The organism is Acidovorax bellezanensis, from assembly GCF_025421555.1.
GTDB lineage: Bacteria > Pseudomonadota > Gammaproteobacteria > Burkholderiales > Burkholderiaceae_C > Comamonas > Comamonas bellezanensis.
This window is the reverse complement of record NZ_JAODYH010000010.1, coordinates 64323-80104: the sequence shown is the minus strand read 5'-3', so window position 1 is coordinate 80104 and position 15782 is coordinate 64323. Positions and strand designations below refer to the sequence as shown.

The window sequence follows — 15782 nt, the reverse complement described above, 5'->3', positions numbered from 1 at the left end:
ATCCAGTGGAATTTACTGCCCCTGGCTTCGCCTGCGAAAAGCCCTATCCGTTAGACTTACCGGTTGCCCCGAACCAACCATCGACCGTTTGACCAGGCCTGCAAGCGGCCTGCCCAAGCGCCGTCCATGGCCGTCGGATGCGCCCTCGCGGCCCAGCATCCGGCCCGGCCGAGCCCCCTATGTGAGTGAGCACCATGTCTTTTGCCCCCCTTCAAAACGACACTTTCCTGCGCGCCTGCCGCCGCCAGGCCACCGACTACACCCCGCTGTGGCTGATGCGCCAGGCGGGTCGCTACCTGCCGGAATACAAGGCGACGCGCGCCCAGGCCGGCAGCTTCATGGGCCTGGCCACGAATGTGGACTACGCCACGGAAGTGACGCTGCAGCCGCTGGAGCGCTTTCCACTCGATGCCGCCATCCTGTTCAGCGACATCCTGACCATTCCCGATGCCATGGGCCTGGGCCTGAGCTTTGAAGCCGGCGAAGGCCCGCGCTTTGCCAAGGTGGTGCGCGACGAGGCCGCTGTGGCCGCGCTGGCCGTGCCCGACATGGACAAGCTCAGCTACGTATTCAACGCCGTGACCTCGATCCGCCGCGCCCTCAACGGCCGCGTGCCGCTGATCGGCTTTTCGGGCAGCCCCTGGACACTGGCCTGCTACATGGTCGAAGGCCAGGGCAGCAGCGACTACCGCCTGGTCAAGAGCCTGATGTATGCGCGCCCCGATTTGATGCACCGCATCCTGAGCGTGAATGCCGACAGCGTGGCCGCTTATTTGAATGCGCAGATTGACGCCGGCGCCCAGGCCGTGATGATTTTTGACAGCTGGGGCGGCGTGCTGGCCGACGGCTGCTTCCAGGAGTTCAGCCTGGCCTATACGCACCGGGTGCTGGCCCAGCTCAAGCGCACCGGCCCGGACGGCAGCGATGTCCCCCGCCTGGTCTTCACCAAGGGTGGCGGCATCTGGCTGCCGGAAATGAAGGACCTGGACTGCGAAGTCCTGGGACTGGACTGGACCGCCAACCTGGGCAAGGCCCGCGCCATCGTCGGCGGCGAAGTCGGCGGCCCGGGCAAGGCACTGCAAGGCAATATCGACCCGAACGTGCTGTTTGCCGCGCCAGAGCAGGTGGCAGCCCAGGCCCGCGCCGTGCTCGACAGCTTCGGCAAGCCGCATACCGACCGCAACACCTGCGGCCCTACGCACATTTTCAACCTGGGCCACGGCATCAACCAGTTCACGCCGCCCGAGCATGTGTCGGCGCTGGTGGAGACCGTGCACAGCCACTCGCGGGCCATGCGCCAGGCTTGAGCAGGCTTGCGGCATGCAGGTCAAGGTGAGCAAGCGCCCACCTTGACCGCATGCCAGCCATGATCAGTTATGCACAGCGCTGGGGCATGCACGCATGCGTTGATCCAGCTTGGTGCAGCAACAGGGCGGCAAGTAAAAGATCCGACAGAGATATATAAGTCGTTGATTTAAAAAGAGATTTTTTTACGCGCCAGGTGGCACCAAAGCCAGCCTATCCAAAGCAGCGCGGGTATTGCGCCCTGGTCGCCAGCCCTTGTGCACAAAGTTATCCACAGATTTCTCGACAGGCCGGCAAAAAAGCCCTGAAATCAAGGACTTGCAGCGGGTTTGTCGGATTTTCCTGCAAAGCCGTCGCCTCTGGTCGCAAAAAAGCGGGGGTTAAAGGCTCTTGACACCGCCCCCCTTGTCGACTTATGCACATTAATCTGCGAGCGACAGCCTCTATTTTCAGACCATTTCAGCACTGTGACAGGCTCTGGGCCACGCATGCAAGCTATTGTTTTATAAGAATATTCCTTGTAATCCTGAAATACCCGAGGTGAAGCTCCCGCGATACGCCGGTCCACTTGCCCCCGCCTGGCCCCACAATCCCCACAAAGTTATCCACAGAAAACCGCGGAAACTGGGGAATCACCGGATTCCCCACCCCAGCATGTTCCCCTGCTGCGCGGCCCCCAGCCTGCTGTCCACCATGTCCGCCCTTTTCCCCGTCCACATCGCCCTGCAAATGCCGGCCCATAGCGGCGTCGGCCATCTGCTGACCTATGCGGCCGGCAGCCCCCTGCCGCCGGGAACGCTGGTGCGGGTGCCGCTGGGCCGACGCGAAATGCTGGGCGTGGTCTGGGACAGCCCCGGTGATGCCCAGGCCCTGCCCGAAGGCACGCAGTTGCGGGCCGTGGCCAGCGTGCTCGAAGGGATCACGCCCCTGCCCGACGCCTGGCGCCGGCTGGTGGCTTTCGCCGCACGCTACTACCAGCGCAGCATTGGCGAAATCGCCATGGCGGCACTGCCACCGCAGCTGCGCGAGCTGTCGAGCGAGCAGCTGGCGCGGCGCCTCAAGCCGGCCAAGGTACCCAAGACCGCTGCCGCGGCGCAGGCAGTCGCCGCGCCGCTGCCCCTGGTGGCGCTCAGCGCCGAGCAGCAACAGGTGGTCGAACAGATCGCGGCCGGCAAGGCCGGTGAGCGGCCGTTCCTGCTCTACGGCAGCACCGGCAGCGGCAAGACCGAGGTCTACCTGCGCTGTGTGCAGACCGCGCTCGACGCCGACCCCACGGCCCAGGCGCTGGTGATGGTGCCCGAAATCAACCTCACGCCCCAGCTCGAAGCCCGCTTCATCGAGCGCTTTGCGCCGCAGTACGGTGCGGGCGCCGTGGTCAGCATGCACAGCGGCATGACCGGTCCCCAGCGCCTCAAGAGCTGGCTGGCCGCGCACACCGGCGCCGCCCGCATCGTGCTGGGCACGCGCATGGCGGTGTTTGCCAGCCTGCCAGGCCTCAAAGTGATCGTCGTCGACGAAGAGCACGATGCGAGCTACAAGCAGCAGGAAGGCGCGCGCTACTCGGCGCGCGACCTGGCCATCTGGCGCGCGCGCGCCCAGGGGGCGCAGATCATCCTGGGCAGCGCCACGCCGTCGTTCGAAAGCTGGCACGCCAGCCGCCCGCCGTCCGAGGACGACCCGCAGGGCGGACGCTACCTGCGGCTGCACATGCCCAGCCGCATCGGCGCCGCGGCCCTGCCCAAGGTGCGACTGGTCGACATGACGCAGCAGCCCAAACGGGCGGTGTTCTCCCCACCGCTGATGGCGGCCATCACCGAGCGGGTGCAGCGCGGCGAGCAAAGCCTGGTGCTGCTCAACCGCCGCGGCTTCGCGCCCGTGCTGTACTGCGCCGACTGCGAATGGAAAAGCGACTGCCCGCATTGCAGCGCCCACCAGGTGTTCCACAAGGGCGACCGCACGCTGCGCTGCCACCACTGCGGCTTCACCCAGCGCGTGCCCGTGGCCTGCCCTTCCTGCGGCAACCCCGACATCCTGCCGCTGGGCAAGGGCACGGAGCAGCTCGAGGAGGAGCTCGCGCGCCTGCTGCGCAACGTGCAACGCCCCGACCACGAACCCGCGCGCGTGGCCCGCATCGATGCCGACACCACCAAGGCCAAGGGCGCGCTGGAAGAGCAGTTGGCGCAAATGCATGCCGGCGACATCGACGTGCTGGTCGGCACGCAGATGGTGGCCAAGGGCCATGACTTCCGGCGCATCACCCTGGTCGCCGCCGTGCAGCCCGACAACGCGCTGTTCTCCAACGACTACCGCGCGTCCGAGCGGCTGTTCTGCCTGCTGATGCAGGCCGCCGGCCGGGCCGGGCGCGACGCCGACTACCTGCTGGCCAACGGCAGCCGCGCCGAAATGTGGATACAGACGCGCGATCCGCAGCACGCGGTGTTCACGGCCCTGCGCAGCCATGACTACCCGGCGTTCGCCGCGCAGCAGCTGCAGGAACGCGCAGACGCGGGCATGCCGCCTTTTGCCTACCAGGCGCTGGTGCGCGCCGATGCCCGCACCCAGGAAGACGCTCAGGCGTTTCTGCGCGCCGCCAGCCAGGCCGCGCGCGACGCCCAGCTGCCCGGTCTGGATGACGTGTTTCTTTTCCCGCCGATTCCCATGACCATCCAGCGCGTGGCCAACGTCGAGCGCGCGCAAATGCTGCTCGAAAGCCTGGACCGCACGGCGCTGCAGCGCTTCCTGCATGCCTGGCAACCGCTGCTGCACCAGTTGCGCGCCCAGCCCGAGCACCGGCCGCTGGTGCGCTGGCTGGTGGATGTGGATCCGCTGGCTATATAGAACGCACCCCCTGAGCGGCTTACGCCGCTCCCCCCTCTCATCCTGCGGTGGAGGGGGGCGGCAGCCTCGCTGCGCGGCGGCGCTTGCTCGCTGCCCCCTTGCTGGGGCGCGCCAGTTGCGTTGCCTGTGAACGATGCGAGCGCTGAACAAATGCCCCCCCTTGGGCTGAGGCGCGCCAGCTGCACTGGCTATCGCCCTAGTGTCAAAGGCATGACAGGCCCATGGCTTTGGGCCTTGCCAATACGGCCACGGCGGTACATCCTGGCGCCTTGGCTGGTGCGCTGCGGTGCCGCCGAGGCGCGAACCATCCTGTGCTGGAGTCTTTCACCATGAATGCTTCCCCCCCACCTCTGTGGCGCCTTGCCCTGTGCAGCGCCGTCCTGGTTCTGAGCGCGTGCACGACGGCCCCGCCTTCCAGCACGCAGGACGCACAGGCGAGTACCATGCCGACGCCCATGGCCGCGCCAGCCCCCGTTGCCGCGGCGCCTGCGCCCGCCCTGCCCCATGTGGTGGTGCTGGCCACGGGCGGCACCATCGCCGGCGCGGGCGCCTCGACCGCGAGCAGCGCCACCTACCAGGCCGCCAAGGTGCCCGTGGAGCAATTGCTCATCGGCCTGCCCGAGCTGGGCAAGGTCGCGCGGGTGTCGGGCGAGCAGGTGTTCCAGATCGCCTCGGAAAGCTTCACCAACCAGCATTTGCTGACGCTGGCCCGTCGCGTGCAGGCGCTGGTGCGCCAGCCGGATGTGCAAGGCATTGTCATCACCCACGGCACGGACACGCTGGAAGAAACCGGATTTTTCCTCAACCTCGTGGTGCAGACCGACAAGCCCATCGTGCTCGTCGGCTCCATGCGCCCGGGCACCTCCCTCTCGGCCGATGGTGCGCTCAACCTGCTGGGCGCCGTGAGCGTGGCCGCCAGCCCGGACTCCGTGGGCAAGGGCGTGCTGGTCAGCATGGCCGATGAAATCCACACCGCGCGCGACGTGGCCAAGCTGGTCAACATCAAGACCAGCGCCTTCGGCAGTCCCTGGGGGCCGCTGGGCATGGTGGTCGAAGGCAAGACCTACTGGTTCCGCGCCCCCATCAAACGCCACACCAGCGCCAGCGAATTCAGCATCGACCGCATCCAGACCCTGCCGGCCGTCGACATCGTCTACAGCTACGGCAACGTACCGAGCACGGCCATCGACGCGCTGGGCGCGGCCGGCGTGCAGGCCATCGTCCACGCGGGCACAGGCAACGGCTCGGTGGCCGACCGCATCGTGCCCCGCCTCAACGACCTGCGCGGCAAGGGGGTGGTCATCGTCCGCAGCTCACGCATTCCCGGCGGCTTCGTGCTGCGCAATGCCGAGCAACCCGACGACAAGTACGGCTGGGTCGTGGCCCACGACCTGAACCCGCAAAAGGCCAGGCTGCTCACGGCCGTGGCGCTGACGCAGACGCGCGACACGCGCGAGCTGCAGCGCATTTTCTGGGAGTATTAGAGGCACCCTCTGAGCTGGGCCGCGCCAGTTTCTGACGCGGTGTCAGCCGCGCGTCATCAACGCCACGGCGCCCGAGAACGTCAGAAAGGCCAGCGCCGTGCTGACCAGGATGATGCGCGCCACGCGCCCGCCATGGGCGCCGAAGCGCTCGGTCAGCAAAACGACGTTGCTGGCGCTGGGCAGGGCTGACAGCAGCACCAGCACGACCAGCGCCTGTTCGGACAGCGGCACGCCCAGGGCGATGGCCGCGCGACCGCCCAGCCACACCAGCAGCGGGTGCAGCAGCAGCTTGGCCAGGGCCAGCGGCACATAGTCGCGCGCCGGCACGCGCTCGCTCTGGTTCATCTGCGAGCGCGCCAGCACCGCGCCTATGGTGAACAGCGCCACCGGCGAGGCCGCGCCGGCGAGCATGGCCACGGTCTGCTCCACGGGCGCGGGCAGCATCCATTGCGCCCACGAAGCCAGGGCGCCGAGCGCGATGGCCCAGGGCATGGGGTTGGCGGCCATGCCTTTGAGCGCATTGCGCAGCGCCACCCAGGCGCCGCCCGGATGGCCCAGCCGCGACAGCGCAATGCACAGCGAGGTAGTGACCAGCATGTCCACCGCCATGGTCACGATCACCGGTCCCGCGCTGTGCGCGCCCAGCAGGGCCACCAGCAGCGGCACGCCCATGAAGCCGGTGTTGGGAAACGCGGTGACCAGCGCGCCGAAAGCCGCGTCGTTCCACCCCTGGCGGCGGTGCGTGAGCACCACCACGGCGCCCACCATCACCAGGCCGCAGGTCAGGTAGACGCCGGCCACGGCCGGGTCCAGCAATTGCGCGATGGGCGTGGCCGCGCCAAAGCGGTACAGCATGCAAGGCAGGGCGAAATACAGCACAAAGCTGTTCAGTCCGGCAATCGCCGGCAGCGGCAGCAGGCCCCAGCGGGTCGCCGCGAAACCACACAGTACCAGCGCAAAAAACGGAGAAGTGAGCAGCAGGACGGACAGCACGGTGACACAAAGGTAAGAAAGAAAGACGGTCAAAACGGCGGCCAGCGCCAGCATAGGCGCAGCGGCTGCGCACGAAGTGTTACCGCTGTGACACACCCGCGCAAGGCCCCAGGCCTTGGCAAGCAACAACACCAGAGGATGCGGTCGGCCAGTATCATGGGCACCTGGCCTGATGCGGCTCCCGGACGCTCTCTCCCCCGCGCCGCCCCACCAGCCTGTCTTGTCACCCTCCCTTTTCTGTCTGTCTGCCTATATGTCCGCCGGTCTCAACCTTGCCCAACTCCAAGCGGTCCACTACACCGAAGGCCCCTGCCTGGTGCTCGCTGGCGCCGGCTCGGGCAAGACGCGGGTGATCACGCACAAGATCGGTCGACTGATAGACACCGGCCTTTCCCCCAAGCGCATCGCCGCCATCACCTTCACCAACAAGGCGGCCGCCGAAATGCGCGAGCGCGCCAAGGGCCTGATCGGCCGGGCGGCCAAGGATGTGCTGATCTGCACTTTCCACGCCCTGGGCGTGAAGATGGTGCGCGAGGACGGCCAGGCGCTGGGCCTCAAGCCCCAGTTCAGCATCCTCGATTCCGACGATGTGGTGAGCATCCTCAAGGACGCGGCCGGCGGCACCACCGACGTGGCCACGGCGCGCCAATGGCAGTGGACCATCAGCAAGTGGAAGAACATGGGTTACGACAGCCGCGAAGCGCTGGCCATGGCCCAGGACGACAGCGAGCGCAGCATCGCGCTGCTGATGGCGCGCTACGAAGAGCGCCTCACGGCCTACCAGAGCGTGGACTTCGACGACCTGATCGGCATGCCGCTGCGCCTGCTGCGCGACCACGCGGCAGTGCGCGAGAAATGGCAGAACCTGCTGGGCCATGTGCTGGTCGACGAGTACCAGGACACCAATGCCACGCAGTACGAGCTGCTCAAGCTGCTGATCGGCGAGCGCGGTCGCATCACCGCCGTGGGCGATGACGACCAGTCGATCTACGGCTGGCGCGGCGCGACGCTGGACAACCTCAAGAAGCTGCCGCTGGACTACCCGCAGCTCAAGGTCATCAAGCTCGAGCAGAACTACCGCTCGACCAGCGCCATCCTGCGCGCGGCCAACAATGTGATCCAGCCCAATCCCAAGCTCTACCCCAAGACCTTGTTTTCCGAACTGGGCGAAGGCGAGCCGGTGCGCATAATCGATGCCGACTCCGAAGAGCACGAAGCCGAGCGCGCCGTGGCCCGCATCCAGGGCCTGCGCGCGGCCAGCAACCCGCCGCCGGACTGGAAGGACTTCGCCATCCTCTACCGCGCCAACCACCAGGCCAAGCCCTTCGAGAAGGCGCTGCGCAAGGCCGCGATTCCCTACAAGGTCTCGGGCGGCACCAGCTTTTTCGACCGCGCCGAAGTCAAGGACCTCTGCGCCTGGTTCCGGCTGTGGATCAACAACGACGACGACCCGGCGTTCCTGCGCGCCATCACTTCGCCCAAGCGCGGCATAGGCCACACCACCCTGGGCAAGCTCGGCGAGTTCTCCACCCAGCACAAGCTCAGCATGTTCGGTGCGCTGTTCAGCCATATGCTGCCCGCCGTGCTGCCGACCAAGGCCCATGACAGCGTGATGGAGTTCGGCCGCTACGTGAACGACCTCGAATACCGCGCCCGCCACACGCTGGGCGCCGAGGATTCGCGCGCCTTCCTCGCCGAGTGGCTCAAGGAAATCGACTACGAGCAGCACATCTACGACAGCGAGGACAGCGCCACCGTGGCCGCCGCGCGCTGGAACAATGTGCTGGAGTTCTGCGACTGGATGTCCCAGCGCGCGGGCGGCCAGATCGACGACACCAGCGGCAGCACCATCACCAGCGAGAAGAAAAGCCTGCTCGAAGTCTCGCAGACCATTGCCCTGCTCTCCACCATCAGCGAACGCGAGAAAGAGCAGGACATGGTGATCCTGTCGACGCTGCACGCGTCCAAGGGCCTGGAATGGCCGCATGTGATCCTGGTCGGCGTGACCGAAGGCATGCTGCCGTTCAAGCTCGACGACGACAACGGTCGCCAGGAAAAAGTCAGCGACGAAACCGCCCTGCGACTGCAGGAAGAGCGCCGGCTGATGTACGTGGGCATTACCCGCGCCCAGCGCACCCTGGCCGTGAGCTGGACCAAGCGCCGCAAGAAAGGCCGCGAAATGGTCGCCGCCATGCCCAGCCGCTTCATCAAGGAAATGGGACTGGACCAGTCCACCGCCCGCGAAGATCCGCGGGAGAAATTGCGCCAGCTGCGCGCCGAATTTGCCCGCAAGGCCGCTGCTTCGCAAGCGCCTGCCCCCTGACCCCTGATCGCCATGCCTTTGTCCTCTTTGCTTTCTCTTCGCCGGGTTGCGGCCCTGCTCTGCCTCGCGGCCGGCCTGGGCGCCGCCTATGCCGGCCGCGCCCACGCGCAAACCACCTGCACCGACGCCGCCGATACCAGCCAGCGCGAGCTGCTGGGCCACTGGACCGCGCAATTCGCCACGCCCGCCGCCCAGGCTTCGCCGCTGCAGGCGCTGCCCACCACGGCACAGCTTGAACTCACACCCCACCCCGAACTCCTGGCCAGCGTGCGCGGCCGCGTGCTGCGCCCCGGCACCCAGGCCCTGGTCGCGGGCGACGTCGATGACGGCGACTTCACGCTCGAAGAATCGGTCAACGGAAAAAATATCAGCGCGACCTGGATAGGCCAGGTCGTGCAAGGCAGTTGCGGCAAGGAGATTCGCGGAACATGGTCCCAGGAACAACCCCCTCTCACGCTTTCGTTCGTGCTGCGCAAGCAGCCGTCCCCATGAGGGTCCGCGCAACCGCCCTCGCAGCCTGGGGCCTTCTGGCCCTGCCGGCATTCGCCGCGAGCCATGTACCGAATACCGCCGCACCGGCGAGCATGCCTGCCGATGCCTGGCGGCTGTGCATGGCGGCCGACGACGGCAAGGCGCGCCTGGCCTGCTTTGACCAATGGGCCGAACAGCAGCCCTGGCAGGCCCCCGCGGCCAGCGCCCAGGCCCAGACGAACCAGCCTCCCCTGCCCGAACCAGCCCCCATCGTGACCACGTCGGCGGCGCCGCTCACGGCCGACCCCATGCCGGCCGACCCGGTGGTGCGTGGCTGCAACGATGCCAAGTACAGCCCGCTGACCCGCTTCTGGGAGCTGACCGAAGGCACGGACTGCGACACATTCACGCTGCGCGGCTACCGACCGGTGTCGGTCGCGGTGGTGACGTCAAGCAGCGTCAATCGCCAGCCCTCCTCGCCCTCGCCCGACCACCAGAGCACGACCGAAACCGACTACCGCCACGTCGAAACCCGCCTCAATATTTCGGTGCGCACCAAACTGGCCAAAGGCCTGCTGGCCCACACGCCCGAGCGCAAGGATTCGCTGTGGTTCGGCTACACCCAGCAGTCGTACTGGCAGGTGTTCAGCCCGGATCTCTCGCGGCCGTTTCGCACCACCGACCACGAGCCCGAAGTGCTGTACATCTATCCGCTGTCCAAGGCATTGCCCGGCGGCTGGAACTGGGCCTATGGCGGCGTCGGGCTGGTGCACCAGTCCAACGGCCAAAGCCTGCCGCTGTCGCGCAGCTGGAACCGCTGGTACTTGATGACCGGCCTGGAAAAAGGCAATGACTGGGTGCTCACCGGCCGTATCTGGAAGCGCATCAACGAAAGCGCGGGCAATGACGACAACCCCGACATCAGCAACTACATCGGCCGCTCCGAACTGACCGCCGTCTGGAATCCCAACAAGGTCCACACCTTGAGCGCCACGGTGCGCAGTTCGCTGGGCGCGACCCCGCGCGGCTCGATGCGGCTGGAGTGGATGCGCACGCTGGGCGAAGGCCTGGGCGGTGGACGCAGCAACCTGCGCCTGCATACGCAGCTGTTCTCGGGCTATGGCGACAGCCTGATCGACTACAACCGCAAGCGCACGGTGTTCAGCGTGGGTTTGAGCCTACTGGATTTCTGAGACGAAGACTCCGCAGCAAACAACAGGGCTTTGGCAGCGCTTTCCCGGCTTTGCCAAGGCCCCTGTTCCCCGCAAAATGGCGTTTGAAGGAGGAACGATGGATCTGCAATACCAGCTCAAGGCCGGCCACTACTACCTGTACGACATGCGCGACACGCCCAGCAGCGTCACGGGCGAGCGCCGCTTTCGGCTCAGGACAGAGACCGTCGCCATCGCTTTCGACCTGTACACCGGCGAAGTGCACGAGCACGGCACGCCCACGCGCATCCATTCCTGGGCGCTGACCGCCCGCCGGCGTCTGCGCGCCGCCGGGGCCTGGGACTCGGCCGACGACATCATCGTCGTCTCCGGCCCGCTGCCCATCGATGAAATCAACAACTGCCTGCGCATCCGCGGCTACTGCCGGCGCATGTTCCACCGCCTGGCCAGCCTGCCGCATGGCAAATGGCAGGCGCCTGCCCAGGGCCGGCGCGCTTAGGGCCGCATTTCGTCGCAAGCCGCTGGCGCCGCCAGTCGCGCTGCGACACAGTCTGCTCCATAGCCCGCGTCAGCGCCATCACCACCGTGACGCGCGACGAGGCGGGCAAGCTGCCCGTGAGCCGCCTCTACGCCCATCTGTTCAAGGCAATGTGAGCAGCGGATGGCGCTCAGTCGCCATCACCTTCGACTTCCGCCTCCGCCTCGACCACATCGACCAGATCCTGCGGATCGGCCGGCTTGACGATGGTCACCGGCACGGAACTCAGGTGCACGACTTCGCGGGACACCGAGCCCAGCAAGGTCCGCCGCACGCCGCCCTGGCCCAGCGCGCCGATGATGATCATTTCGCAACCGCTGCGCTCGGCAATGTCGACCAGTGTGGCCGCGGGCTCGCCCAGGCCGACTTCGGTTTCATAGATGGCGCCACTGGCTTCGACCAGGGCCACGGCCGGCGCCATCAGGTGCTGACCGGCCGCCACGCTGGCACCGGCGATCAGGTCAGGGTCCTGGGTGGCCAGCTCGAAAAACGAAGCTTCCTGCTGCACATGGGCCAGCACCAGACAGGCGTGCAAGCCCTGGCGCACCAGCCGCACGCCATGGCGCACTGCGTCCAGCGAGGGTTCCGATCCATCGACTGCAATCATGACTCTGAGCATGTAGGCCTCCTGGGTGTTGTCCAAGCCCCAGTGTAAGACCGCAGCCAGCCTTGCGGCTTTTCCCCATGATCCGTGGTTCGCAAGCAGTCTGGGACAATGGCGCCCATGCTGCAGTTCGAACTCCTCCAAAACGACCCCTCCAGCCACGCGCGCCGTGGCACGCTCACGCTCAACCATGGCGTGGTCCAGACCCCGATCTTCATGCCCGTGGGCACCTATGGCACCGTCAAGGGTGTGATGCCGCGCAGCCTGGAAGAAATGGGCGCGCAAATCATCCTGGGCAATACGTTCCACCTGTGGATGCGCCCCGGGCTGGACATCATGGAAAGCTTCGGCGGCCTGCACGACTTCGAGAAGTGGAACAAGCCCATCCTGACCGACTCGGGCGGCTTTCAGGTCTGGAGCCTGGGCGCGATGCGCAAGATCACCGAGGAAGGCGTGCACTTTGCTTCGCCCGTGAACGGCGACAAGCTGTTCATGTCGCCCGAAGTGAGCATGCAGATCCAGACCACGCTCAATTCCGACATCGTGATGCAGCTCGACGAGTGCACGCCTTACGAAACCAAGGGCCACCTGACCACCCAGGCCGAAGCGCGCAAGTCCATGGAGATGAGCCGCCGCTGGGCCCAGCGTTCCAAGGATGAATTCGCGCGCCTGGAGAACCCGAACGCGCTGTTCGGCATCGTCCAGGGCGGCATGTTCGAGAACCTGCGCCAGGAATCGCTGGACGCGCTGGTCGAGATGGACTTCCCCGGCTATGCCGTCGGCGGCGTGAGCGTGGGCGAGCCCAAGGACTTGATGCTGCAGATCATGGCCCATACACCGCACCGCCTGCCGGCGCACAAGCCGCGCTACCTGATGGGCGTGGGCACGCCAGAAGACCTGGTGCAAGGCGTGGCCGACGGCGTCGACATGTTCGACTGCGTGATGCCCACGCGCAATGCGCGCAATGGCACCATCTTCACGCGTTTTGGCGACCTGAAGCTGCGCAATGCGCGCCACAAGACCGACCACCAGCCCATCGACACGACCTGCACCTGCCACGCCTGCGCGGGCACTTCGGGCGTGAGCTGGGACCAGGGCGGACGCGAAGGCTTTTCGCGCGCCTACCTGCACCATCTGGACCGCTGCGGCGAAATGCTCGGCCCCATGCTGGCCACCATCCACAACCTGCACTACTACCTGAACCTGATGCAGGAAGTGCGCGATGCACTGGATGCCGGCACGTTCGCGGCCTTCCGCGCGCAGTTCAAGGCGGATCGGGCGCGCGGGGTTTAAGAGGCACCCCCTGAGCGGCTGACGCCGCTTGGGGCGGGCCGGTTTCTGGGGCTGCGAGCGACGCGAACGCTGAAAAACGCCCCCATCCGGCTTTACCGCTTCCCTCTCAACCTTCGGTGGAGAGGGTGGCACTGGCGTGCCAGCTGACAAGAGTTGACAAACGCTTTTGCCGGCGCGCCTTACATTGGGGCGACTTCGGGTTTACCGCTCACGCCATGCCTCGCACCCCTTCTGGCCCTCTGGCTCATGCCAGCTCGCCCACAGCGCCCGCCTCGACGGCGGCCTTCCTGGGGCTGGGACTGTGCCTGTTTGCCGCCTGCATCGTCGGCATCCTGAGCCGTCCCACCGGTTTTCTGGCTTCGTTCTGGCCCGCCAATGCGCTGATGCTGGGCCTGCTGCTGCGCCTGCCCCAGCTGGCCCACTGGAAAGCCTGGGCCGTGGCCCTGACCGCCTTCGTGCTCGCCGACTGCCTCACTGGCAGCGAGCTGCCTACCGCGCTGTGGCTGTCGGTAGCCAACCTCTGCGGCGTGGCCTGCGGCTGGTGGTTTCTGCACCGCCTCCATCCCGCGCTGCTGGGGCTGCGGCGCCAGACTTCGACGCTGTATCTGTTCGCGGGCTGCGCCCTGGCCGCCGCGGGCTCGACCCTGGTCGGTGCCGACACGGGCGCACAGCTGTTCCGCAACAGCTGGTCGCAAACCGCCTTGATGTGGTTCAGCACCGAGCTGATGAATTTCGTGCTCATCGTGCCGCTGATCCTCAGCGCCCCGGGCCGCGGCCAAGCCTTCTGGCCCCGCATCGCGTCGGCGCGCGCCGCGCTGCTGCTCCTGCTGCCGCTGCTGTCGGTGATAGCCGCCGAATACGCGGCCATCACGCTGGGCGGTCCGGGCGCGCTGGCCTTCACCGTTCCGGCGCTGCTGTGGTGCGCGCTGAGCTACCGCCTGTTCACCACCACCTTGCTGAGCATGCTGGTCTGCACCTGGAAAGTGGCTTCCGTGTCCATGGGCGTTTTCGATTTCACACCCTTGCACCTCGAGGCGGCCGTTTCGCTGCGGCTGGGCCTGACACTGCTGTCACTGGGCCCGTTGGCCGTGGCCTGCTCCCAGGTGGCGCGCAACGAGCTGATGCGTCGCCTCGACCATGCCGTGAACCACGACTTCCTGACGAGTACGCTGGCGCGCGGCGCTTTTCTGTCCCAGGGCCAGCGCCTGCTCGAACGCCTGCACCGGCAGGCCGTGCCTTCGGCCGTGCTGATGCTGGACATAGACCACTTCAAGCGGGTCAATGACCTCCATGGCCATCCCGCGGGCGACGCCCTGCTGTGCGCCCTGGCCCAGACCGTGAGCCAGGTGCTGCGCCCCCAGGACCTGCTGGGGCGCATGGGCGGAGAAGAATTTGCCGTGCTTCTGCCTGGCGTGCCGGCGGCCACGGCCCAACAGGTGGCCACGCGGATTTGCGCCGCCGTGCGCGACCAGCGCCTGGCCCTGCCTGGTGGGGCCGTGCTGCAGGCCACGGTGAGCATAGGCCTGGTCTTGACCGATGGCAGCCCGCAAACGCTGGAGGGGCTGCTGCACGCTGCCGATGCCGCGCTCTACCAGGCCAAGGCCGCGGGCCGTGATCGCTGGCAGCTCAACCTGGCCCGTGCCGACCTAGCTGTCAATCCCCTCGCCTGAAGGCACTGGCACTGGCGGTGGCGTCGGCTCCAGGGCCGCTGGCCGGGCGGCCGGCGTGCCGCAGGCGTGGCAATAGCGCGAGAACGTGCTTTTGCGCGTACGGCAGGGAACGCAGCGGTCAAACAGGCCGATGCCGCAATGGGGGCAGAAATCGATGGCCGGGTCCTTCAGGTCGACGCCGCGCTCGCAGCCCGGGCATACGCCCTTGGCCAGCCGCGACAGCGCCACGTCATAGCTGAGCTCCACGCGGCGCTGGGCATCGGGCATGGCCTCCTGGCGCTTTTGCCGTTCAAGGTAGCGGTTATAGGCCGTGATGGCCGCGCGCCCCAGCAGCACCGTGACCACGATGCCGACGATATAGCGCACATAGCCGCCATAATCCGGCAGGTAGGGGACGAGTTCAACAAAGAAGGCGAACAACGCAAAAAAGATGAAGCCCCAGACGAAAGGCCACCAGGTGCTGCGGCGCTTCTTGGCGAACAGCCAGCCGGCGACGACCAGCAGCGGCAGCGTCAGTGCCAGGCGGTAGAGGAATACGCGCAATTCCTGCGCGCGCTGCGCTGCCTGCCAGGCGCCGCGCGCGCCTTCGTTCAAGGCCTGCCACGCGCCCTCGGCCCGGGTCAGCGCCTGCTGGGCATCGAGTTGCTGCTGCTGCTGCGCCTGCACGGCCAGGCGGGTGCGGCGCTCGGCCTCCTTGAGCCGGTCCAGGGCCTGGGTGCGGGACAGCAGCTCGCCATCCTGGTCGGCGCGCTGCGTGGCACTGCGCGTGGCGACCCAGTTGTCGAAAGCTTCGCGCGCCGCGGTGTAATCCTTGCGCGCGGCCCGGTACTGGAGCTCGGCCTGGTCCAGCGCGGCAGCAGCCTGGTCGCGGGCCTGCTCGGCCGTCTTCTGTTCCTGCTTGACCTGCGCCACGCGATCGGGCGGCATGAAGCTCTCTATGCTTTGCCGTGACTCCACCTGCGGCAGATCGCCGACCACCAGGCTGCCCAGCCCGACGAGGAACCAGGCGAACACCACCGCCACCAGCCACAGGCCGCGGCGAAACCATTTCTCGGGCAAACGCAAAGCTTTACTCACGGCATCTCTCCTTG

12 protein-coding genes and 1 pseudogene are annotated in these 15782 nt (G+C 66.9%); 10 read left to right on the top strand and 3 right to left on the bottom strand.

Translation table 11 applies throughout. The features are described from left to right. Positions 1–194 precede the first annotated feature (194 nt). The 3 genes from hemE (at position 195) to N0K08_RS18265 (ending at position 5627) form a co-directional block, all read left to right on the top strand. A complete protein-coding gene (gene hemE / locus N0K08_RS18275) occupies positions 195–1307 on the top strand; it encodes a uroporphyrinogen decarboxylase (RefSeq protein ID WP_261501825.1) in 1113 nt (370 codons plus the stop codon). 691 nt (positions 1308–1998) lie between these two features. Continuing rightward, on the top strand, positions 1999–4143 hold the full coding sequence (priA, locus tag N0K08_RS18270) for a replication restart helicase PriA (protein WP_261501824.1): 2145 nt from the start codon (positions 1999–2001) through the stop codon (positions 4141–4143). A 443-nt stretch (positions 4144–4586) separates the two neighbouring features. After that, a complete protein-coding gene (locus N0K08_RS18265) occupies positions 4587–5627 on the top strand; it encodes an asparaginase (protein WP_261501891.1) in 1041 nt (346 codons plus the stop codon). 42 nt (positions 5628–5669) lie between these two features. Here the strand turns inward: N0K08_RS18265 and N0K08_RS18260 are convergent, their stop codons facing one another. After that, entirely contained in the window at positions 5670–6620 is a 951-nt protein-coding gene (locus N0K08_RS18260) for an AEC family transporter (RefSeq protein ID WP_261501823.1), read from the bottom strand. A gap of 253 nt (positions 6621–6873) precedes the next feature. On the opposite strand from N0K08_RS18260, the gene N0K08_RS18255 reads away from it, so the two are divergent. The 5 genes and pseudogenes from N0K08_RS18255 to N0K08_RS23320 form a co-directional block, all read left to right on the top strand. Then, a complete protein-coding gene (locus tag N0K08_RS18255; RefSeq protein WP_261501822.1) occupies positions 6874–8943 on the top strand; it encodes an ATP-dependent helicase in 2070 nt (689 codons plus the stop codon). 12 nt (positions 8944–8955) lie between these two features. After that, on the top strand, positions 8956–9435 hold the full coding sequence (locus tag N0K08_RS18250) for a hypothetical protein (RefSeq protein WP_261501821.1): 480 nt from the start codon (positions 8956–8958) through the stop codon (positions 9433–9435). Continuing rightward, a complete protein-coding gene (locus N0K08_RS18245; RefSeq protein ID WP_408642973.1) occupies positions 9432–10607 on the top strand; it encodes a phospholipase A in 1176 nt (391 codons plus the stop codon). Before N0K08_RS18250 ends, N0K08_RS18245 begins: the two co-directional genes overlap by 4 nt. Positions 10608–10704: 97 nt before the next feature. Beyond that, positions 10705–11085 (top strand): hypothetical protein, encoded by a 381-nt coding sequence (locus N0K08_RS18240; RefSeq protein WP_261501820.1) that lies wholly within the window; start codon positions 10705–10707, stop codon positions 11083–11085. Positions 11086–11141: 56 nt separating this feature from the next. Further along, a pseudogene (locus N0K08_RS23320) lies at positions 11142–11240 on the top strand (LytR/AlgR family response regulator transcription factor); the annotation flags it as partial. 14 nt (positions 11241–11254) lie between these two features. Here N0K08_RS23320 and N0K08_RS18235 read toward each other — a convergent pair. Continuing rightward, positions 11255–11743 (bottom strand): universal stress protein, encoded by a 489-nt coding sequence (locus N0K08_RS18235; RefSeq protein ID WP_261501819.1) that lies wholly within the window; start codon positions 11741–11743, stop codon positions 11255–11257. Between the two features lie 105 nt (positions 11744–11848). Here N0K08_RS18235 and tgt point away from each other — a divergent pair, with 105 nt between their 5' ends. Together tgt and N0K08_RS18225 are read left to right on the top strand one after the other, a co-directional pair. Beyond that, positions 11849–13021: a tRNA guanosine(34) transglycosylase Tgt gene (gene tgt / locus N0K08_RS18230; protein ID WP_261501889.1), complete on the top strand. Its 1173-nt coding sequence runs from the start codon at positions 11849–11851 to the stop codon at positions 13019–13021. Positions 13022–13236: 215 nt separating this feature from the next. Then, positions 13237–14691 carry a GGDEF domain-containing protein gene (locus N0K08_RS18225; protein WP_261501818.1) on the top strand — a complete coding sequence of 485 codons (1455 nt, stop codon included), beginning with the start codon at positions 13237–13239 and terminating at the stop codon, positions 14689–14691. On the opposite strand, the gene N0K08_RS18220 is transcribed toward N0K08_RS18225, so the two are convergent. Then, entirely contained in the window at positions 14668–15768 is a 1101-nt protein-coding gene (locus tag N0K08_RS18220; protein WP_261501817.1) for a zinc ribbon domain-containing protein, read from the bottom strand. The two genes, N0K08_RS18225 and N0K08_RS18220, sit on opposite strands and share 24 nt — an antisense overlap. Between the last annotated feature and the right edge of the window lie 14 nt (positions 15769–15782).